Below are 6,802 nucleotides of genomic sequence, written 5' to 3'. Positions count from 1 at the left end.
GGCAGATATTCTGACCATGAAGTTTAATTCAGATGGTGAGATTTTAGCCGCAAAAAGTTATGGTGGCACACAGGATGATTATGGTGCAGGAGTGGTTGTTTTTGGTGAAGATGAACTGGCAATAACTGGATATTTTAAAAGTAGTGTTATTGAATTTGATACCCTGACGCTTAATAACCAGGGTTATGAAGATGCATTCGTCTATTGTATCAATCAACTTTATCCACAAGCCCAATTCACCTATATAATTGATGGGGATACAGTTACATTCCAGAATACGTCATTAAATGCTGATTCATATTTATGGGACTTTGGAGATGGTAATACATCTGATGAAATAAATCCTGTTCATCAATACAATGAAAGCGGATATTACGATGTTACCCTTGTTGCAAACAATTCCTGTGGGTCTGATTCACTAACCCAGGCCGTATATATTTGTGACTTTCCCGTCAGCGATTTTTCATACATGATTGATTCCTTTACAGTTGTTTTCGAAAACTTGTCCTTTTATGCTGATTCCTATATATGGGATTTCGGAGACGGCTATATCTCTACACTTGAGAATCCAGTGCATACTTACGAGCTTGAAGGGGAATATACGGTAACCCTCATTTCTATTAACACTTGTGGTTCAGATACACGTAGCGATATAATTACTATTTGCATTCAACCTGTTGCAAACTTTGACCAACTAATAAATGGTCTGCAGGTTCGTTTTATCAATTTGTCGCAAAATGCTGATTCCTATCAATGGGATTTTGGAGATAATTGTATTTCTGATGAAATAAATCCCGTCCATATTTACCAGGACGAAGGAATTTATCTGGTAACGCTTCAGGCTTATAGTAATGCCGGATGTTATAGTGAAATAAGCCAACAAATTACAGTCGATAGTGCGATCATTTCCCATGTTATCAGTATTCCAAATGGTTGGAGTGGTATATCCAGCTATGTTGTTCCTTTAGATGATTTAATCGCACACATTTTTGAGCCAATTGTTTCGGAAATGGATATTCTTATGGATGGTTTTGGAAAGGTTTATTGGCCGGATCAAGGAATTAATACAATCTATTTATGGGACTCACATCATGGGTATAAAATAAAAACAACAAATGACCTTCAGTTGATTATTGATGGTAAGATCGAAAATAACAGAACTCTTAACTTGTTCTCAGGTTGGAATATTATACCTGTTTTATCGCTCCAACCCGTGGATTGTCAGGAGCTTTTTGAACCATTGGGGGATACACTTACAATTGTTAAAGAGATAGCAGGAACAAATTTATATTGGCCAAGCCAGAATATTTACACCTTAACAGCTCTTCTGCCAGGAAAAGCATATCTATTACAAGTAAATAATAATTGCACTTTGACCTTTCCTGATATCAGAACTACTATTGGACAAGTCAACTCATTTATAAATCTTAATATATCACAGCCCTGGAATGATGTTATTAAGACGGGTAGTTCGCATATCATAGCAATTGATCAAAAAGCCATGAACGAATTACAGTATGGTGACATCATTGGATGTTTCACAGAGAGTGAAGCATGTGCAGGATTAATAAGGATTGAGGATGTGACAATAAATGTTGCTATTACCGTTTTTGGTGATGACCCAACGACATTCGATATGGCTGAAGGATTCAAAGAAAAAGAACCATTCCATTTCAGGCTTTACAGGGAATCAAATGATGAGATTTATGACCTGAATGTCCAATATGACGGGAATTTACCTGACCGGAACGTATTCAAAGATAATGGTCTCTCCGCGATTAACGGAATGGAGCTGTTGATTTCTGAATATAATGATAATTCATGTCCTGGTTCTGTCTTGATCTATCCAAATCCAGGCATTGATCTGATAACAATTCTAAATACTACCGGGTTTGATAATATTTACATAGAAATCAGCAATTTACAAGGCCAGATACTTTATCAGGATGTTTTATTCAACCTGAAAGAAAGGATTAATATTTCATCTTTTGAAAAGGGAATCTATTTGATTAAAATTGATACACCATTAAGTTCAATTACGAAGAAGATAGTCAAATACTAATACTTTCCCCTTTCTGAAATGCTATAATCAAGGATTATCCAGAGTTCTGATACCCCCTAAAATCCTATAAAACTTATAATATGTAGTGGCACAAACCTGAATTCATGCTGTTACTATGTTATTAATAAAATAGTTACAAAAATCAAGTGTCAAAGTCAGGAATTATTGTATTTTCGCATATCAATTCATAACGAAACTTCAGTGAAGCAATTCTCAATAAAAAAGGCAATCCCCTATATTGCTGCTTTAGTCGTTTTTCTGAGCCTGACAATTGTTTATCTCTTTCCACTCCTGGAAGGTAAAGCGATCATGTCGAGTGATATTGTCAACTTCGGTGGAATGGCCCAGGAGTTGATCCAGTACCGTGATCAGACCGGCGAGGAAGCCCTGTGGACCAATTCCATGTTCAGCGGCATGCCGGGTTATCTGATCTCCACCGAATACCCGCATAATCTGGTGCTGTATGTAGACCGGTTCCTGCAGCTGGGGCTCCCTTATCCCATGGGGCTGGTGTTCCTTTATTTCATCGGATTTTTTATTTTACTCCTCAGTTGTAAGGTGGATAAATGGATCAGTCTGGTCGGTGCAATTGGTTTCGCATTATCTTCCTACTTTTTTATTCTGCTGGAAGCAGGACATAATTCCAAAGCGCATGCAATCGGATACATGGCCCCTGTACTCGCAGGTATTATCCTGGCCTACCGTGGCAAATACCTGCTGGGCGGTATCGTTACAGCCCTGTTCCTGGCTCTGCAGATCAATGCATACCACCTGCAGATCACCTATTACCTGATGATCATCATCGTTATATTTACAATTGCTGAAATTTATAAAACCATAAAAGAAAAGTCCTATTTTCATTTTATCAAAGCCTCTACCGTATTGATCATTGCCGCTTCTCTGGCAATTGCAACCAATGCTTCAAGTCTATGGACTACGCTTGAGCAAAGCAAATATTCGATCCGAAGCCGGTCAGAGCTTACCTTCAGTCAGGATAATCAAACCTCGGGACTGGATAAGGATTATGCCACGACCTGGAGTTACGGGATCCCGGAAACCATGACCCTGCTGATCCCCAATTTTCATGGAGGTAGCTCCTCCGGGTCATTGGGGCAGAATTCCGAGACATACCGTGTCCTTTCGCAAAACAATATACCCAATGCCCGCCAGATCATCAAACAACTGCCGTTATACTGGGGGACGCAGCCTTTTACTTCCGGCCCTGTTTATGTTGGAGCCATTGTTTTCTTCCTGTTCATACTGGGCCTGTTTATTGTGAAAGGCCCATGGAAATGGTGGCTTTTCGCAGCTACAGTCCTGTCAATCCTGCTGGCTTGGGGACGTCATTTCATGCCGTTGACTAACTTCTTCCTGAATCATATACCGGCCTATAACAAATTCAGGGCAGTTTCGATGACCCTTGTGATCGCAGAACTGACCATGCCATTGCTTGGTTTCTTTGCACTGCAGAAACTGGTGAATGAAAAGACCGACCTACCTATGGTGAAAAAGGTCCTGAAATACCTGTACCTGGTTCTTGGTGTGATCATTCTCGTTTTTGTCCTGTTCCCCGGATCGTTTTTCAGCTTTTCTTCCCCGCGTGATGCCCAGTATCAGTTTCCTGACTGGCTGCTGACCGCCCTGCGCGACGACAGGATGCGCATGCTGCGGTTGGATGCGCTTCGCTCGCTTGTTTTCGTCTCCCTTACCTTTGGTCTGCTCTGGTTTTACCTGTCGGGAAAAATCAAAAAGTCGTATGCCATTGCGGCCATCGGACTGCTTATCGTGGTCGATATGTGGCCTGTCTGCAAGCGCTACCTGAATTCCGATGATTTTGACCGGAAAGCGCAGCTGGAGAAACCATTCAAACCCTCTCTTGCCGATCAGCTGATCCTGAAAGACAAAACGCCTTATTTCAGGGTATGGAATATGACCGAGGACTTTGATAAATCGGCACGTACCTCCTATTTCCATAAAAATATAGGTGGTTATCATGGGGCCAAGCTGCGCCGGTACCAGGAATTGTACGATTACCATCTATCCGGTGAAGGGCAGGGATTTATCCAGTTGCTGTCAAACAAGCCGGGTTTTCTTGCCTTTAATCTGGGACTTCGTCAGCTGAAAACATTCAATATGTTGAATACCAGGTATATCATTTTTGATCCGCAAAAGGAGCCCATCCTGAATTTAAATGCCATGGGCAATGCATGGTTTGTCCCTCAATACAAGATCGTCCCCAATGCCGATATGGAGATCACTGAAATGAATACATTCGATCCGAGGTTAACGGCCATCATTGACCAGTCGTTCGAAGACCAGGTGAAGAGTTTCACTCCGTTTTATGATTCCACAGCAACCATACTGCTCACTGGTTATCAGCCCAATCACCTTGAATACGAGAGCAAGGCATCGGCCAACCAGCTGGCGGTTTTTTCGGAGGTATACTATCCTAAAGGTTGGAATGCTTACCTGGATGGACAGAAAGTGGATTTTTTCAGGACCAATTATGTGTTAAGGGGCATGATTGTCCCCAAAGGAAACCACAGGATTGAGTTTAAATTTGAGCCTCAATCATATTACCTGGGTGAAACTATCTCACTCATCAGCTCACTCGCTTTGATCCTAATCCTGCTGGCTGCAGTGTACGTCGAATGGAGGAATGCCCGGGTAAGACAATCCACTAAAACATAGATCCCTGTGAAGGATCACTTTAAACAGCATTCATTTGAAAAGAGTCCTTATCATAACTTATTACTGGCCTCCCAGCGGTGGAGGAGGGGTGCAGCGGTGGCTGAAATTCGTCAAGTACTTGCGCAGGTATGGCTGGGAGCCTGTGGTTTATGCTCCTGAAGATCCCGAGTATCCCGAATTTGATCATTCCTTGGTGAAAGAGGTTCCTGATGGACTGGAGATCATTAAAAGGCCTATCTGGGAACCGTTCGACCTGTACAAGAAATTTACGGGCAGGAAAAGGGAGGAACGACTGGGTGCCGGATTTTTGAGCGAGCGGAAAAATGGCAGCAGGTTGCATAATTTCGCTCAGTGGGCGAGGGGAAATTTCTTCATACCCGATGCTAGAAAATTCTGGATCCGACCTTCGGTAAACTATTTGAAAAAATATCTCAGGCATCATCCGGTCGATGCGGTGGTGACCACCGGTCCCCCTATGTCGATGCACATGATCGGGTTAAAATTAAAGAAAATTACAGGGATCCGCTGGCTAGCTGATTTCAGGGATCCCTGGACGAATGTGGATTTCTATCATGAATTGAACCTGATGAAATGGGCTGACAGGAAGCATCACCGGTATGAGCGTACGGTACTTGAGGCAGCTGATGAGGTGACGGTGGTCAGCAACGGCATGGTAACAGATTTTAAAAAGATTGTTAACCGCACGTATCATGTGATCACCAATGGTTTTGATGAGGAAGATTTCAAAACGGAAGATGTACCCCTTGACAGCAAATTCAGTATTGGTCATTTCGGATCGCTCGGAAAGGCACGTAACCCGGAATTGCTCTGGGAAGTGCTATCGCAAGTGAAATCTGAAATACAAGATTTTGACCGTGACCTGGAGATCAAGCTGGTGGGGAATGTGGATTTCCAGGTGATGGAATCCATTCAGAAGCATGGACTCACTGAGAATCTGAACAGGATCGGTTATCTCAGTCATGACGAGATGATTCAGGAGATGAAGCGTTCGCAGGTATTGCTTCTGGTGATCAATAACACCCCAAATGCAAAATTGATCGCCACAGGCAAGCTTTTCGAGTACCTGGCAGCCAGGCGTCCGATTCTTTGCATCGGTCCGGAGGATGGCGATGCGGCCAGGATCATTGGGAAAACGGGGGCCGGAGAGGTATGCGGATTCGATGACCAGGAAAAATTAAAAAGGTCGATCCGGATATGTTACCTGAACTTTTCTAACAAGGGATTGGTTATCAAAGGAAAAGGAATTGAAAATTATGCCAGAAGACTCTTGGCTGGTGAGATTGCCAAATGTTTGAATGATGAGCAGTGAACCGATACAACCACAGATAGTGGCAGGCTTTTATGATGACTATACGCAAAAGCAGCAGAAAACCGGAACCAACCTGCGGCATTATTATCTATTTCACCGGTTGAAAAGAGCGGGTTTAAAGAGACATCACCATGTGCTGGAAGTGGGTTGCGGAATAGGGACGCTGACAAGGCTCATACACCGATATGTTTCACGCGGGCATGTAGTGGCTGCGGATATCAGTGAAAAGAGCATAGAAATGGCCAATAAAAGGTTTGGGAATGCTTCCCGTATCGAGTTCCTGGTGACCGACATGCAAAACTTCACCTACCCTGAAAAATTTGATTTTATTGTTCTTCCGGATGTGCTAGAGCACATTCCCATTGAGCAGCACAGGCATCTTTTTGGGGTATTAAGAGCGCACATGCATGATGATTCGGTTATTTTTATCAATATACCGCATTCGAGGTTTATTGAGTATTTTAAAGAGAATTGTCCTGAAAAACTCCAGATAATTGACCAAGCTTTACAGGCAGATTTAATTGTAAGTAGCGTATGTTCAAATGATTTAGTTCTACTTAGGTATAATTCTTATTCTCTTTTTCATAAAGAAAACGATTACGTTGAATTAATAATTATTACCAATAATAAACTTATCAAACCCACACCCATTTCAAGTGTTTATATTATTTTTAAAAAACTAATTTACAGAGTACTATATTTAGCTTATTTCTAATTTC

The 6,802-nt window shown here is 42.1% G+C and carries 4 protein-coding genes and 2 pseudogenes; all 6 read left to right on the top strand.

The features are described 5' to 3' along the window. Positions 1 to 16: 16 nt before the first annotated feature. Positions 17 to 604, top strand: a pseudogene (locus NT175_00760) (PKD domain-containing protein). A 141-nt stretch (positions 605 to 745) separates the two neighbouring features. Continuing rightward, positions 746 to 838, top strand: a pseudogene (locus NT175_00755) (PKD domain-containing protein). A gap of 948 nt (positions 839 to 1,786) precedes the next feature. Continuing rightward, the gene (locus NT175_00750; protein MCX6233243.1) at positions 1,787 to 2,062 is read left to right on the top strand and encodes a T9SS type A sorting domain-containing protein; all 276 of its coding nucleotides are present in this window, start codon (positions 1,787 to 1,789) and stop codon (positions 2,060 to 2,062) included. A gap of 201 nt (positions 2,063 to 2,263) precedes the next feature. Next, on the top strand, positions 2,264 to 4,753 hold the full coding sequence (locus NT175_00745; GenBank protein ID MCX6233242.1) for a YfhO family protein: 2,490 nt from the start codon (positions 2,264 to 2,266) through the stop codon (positions 4,751 to 4,753). A gap of 34 nt (positions 4,754 to 4,787) precedes the next feature. Next, positions 4,788 to 6,083, top strand: coding sequence for a glycosyltransferase family 4 protein (locus NT175_00740; GenBank protein MCX6233241.1), 1,296 nt, complete (start codon positions 4,788 to 4,790; stop codon positions 6,081 to 6,083). Continuing rightward, entirely contained in the window at positions 6,073 to 6,798 is a 726-nt protein-coding gene (locus tag NT175_00735) for a class I SAM-dependent methyltransferase (GenBank protein ID MCX6233240.1), read from the top strand. The genes NT175_00740 and NT175_00735 overlap by 11 nt, the downstream gene beginning before the upstream one ends. Positions 6,799 to 6,802: the final 4 nt, after the last annotated feature.

The organism is Bacteroidota bacterium (assembly GCA_026391695.1).
Classification (GTDB): Bacteria; Bacteroidota; Bacteroidia; order Bacteroidales; family JAGONC01; genus JAPLDP01.
The sequence above is the reverse complement of the archived record's forward strand: the minus strand, read 5'-3'. Positions and strand labels throughout refer to the sequence as shown.

Excerpts from the sequence above, each read along its gene's own strand:
- NT175_00735 (MCX6233240.1), top strand. The coding sequence starts at position 6,073 with ATGAGCAGTGAACCGATACAACCACAGATAGTGGCAGGCTTTTATGAT.
- NT175_00750 (MCX6233243.1), top strand. The coding sequence starts at position 1,787 with ATGGAGCTGTTGATTTCTGAATATAATGATAATTCATGTCCTGGTTCT.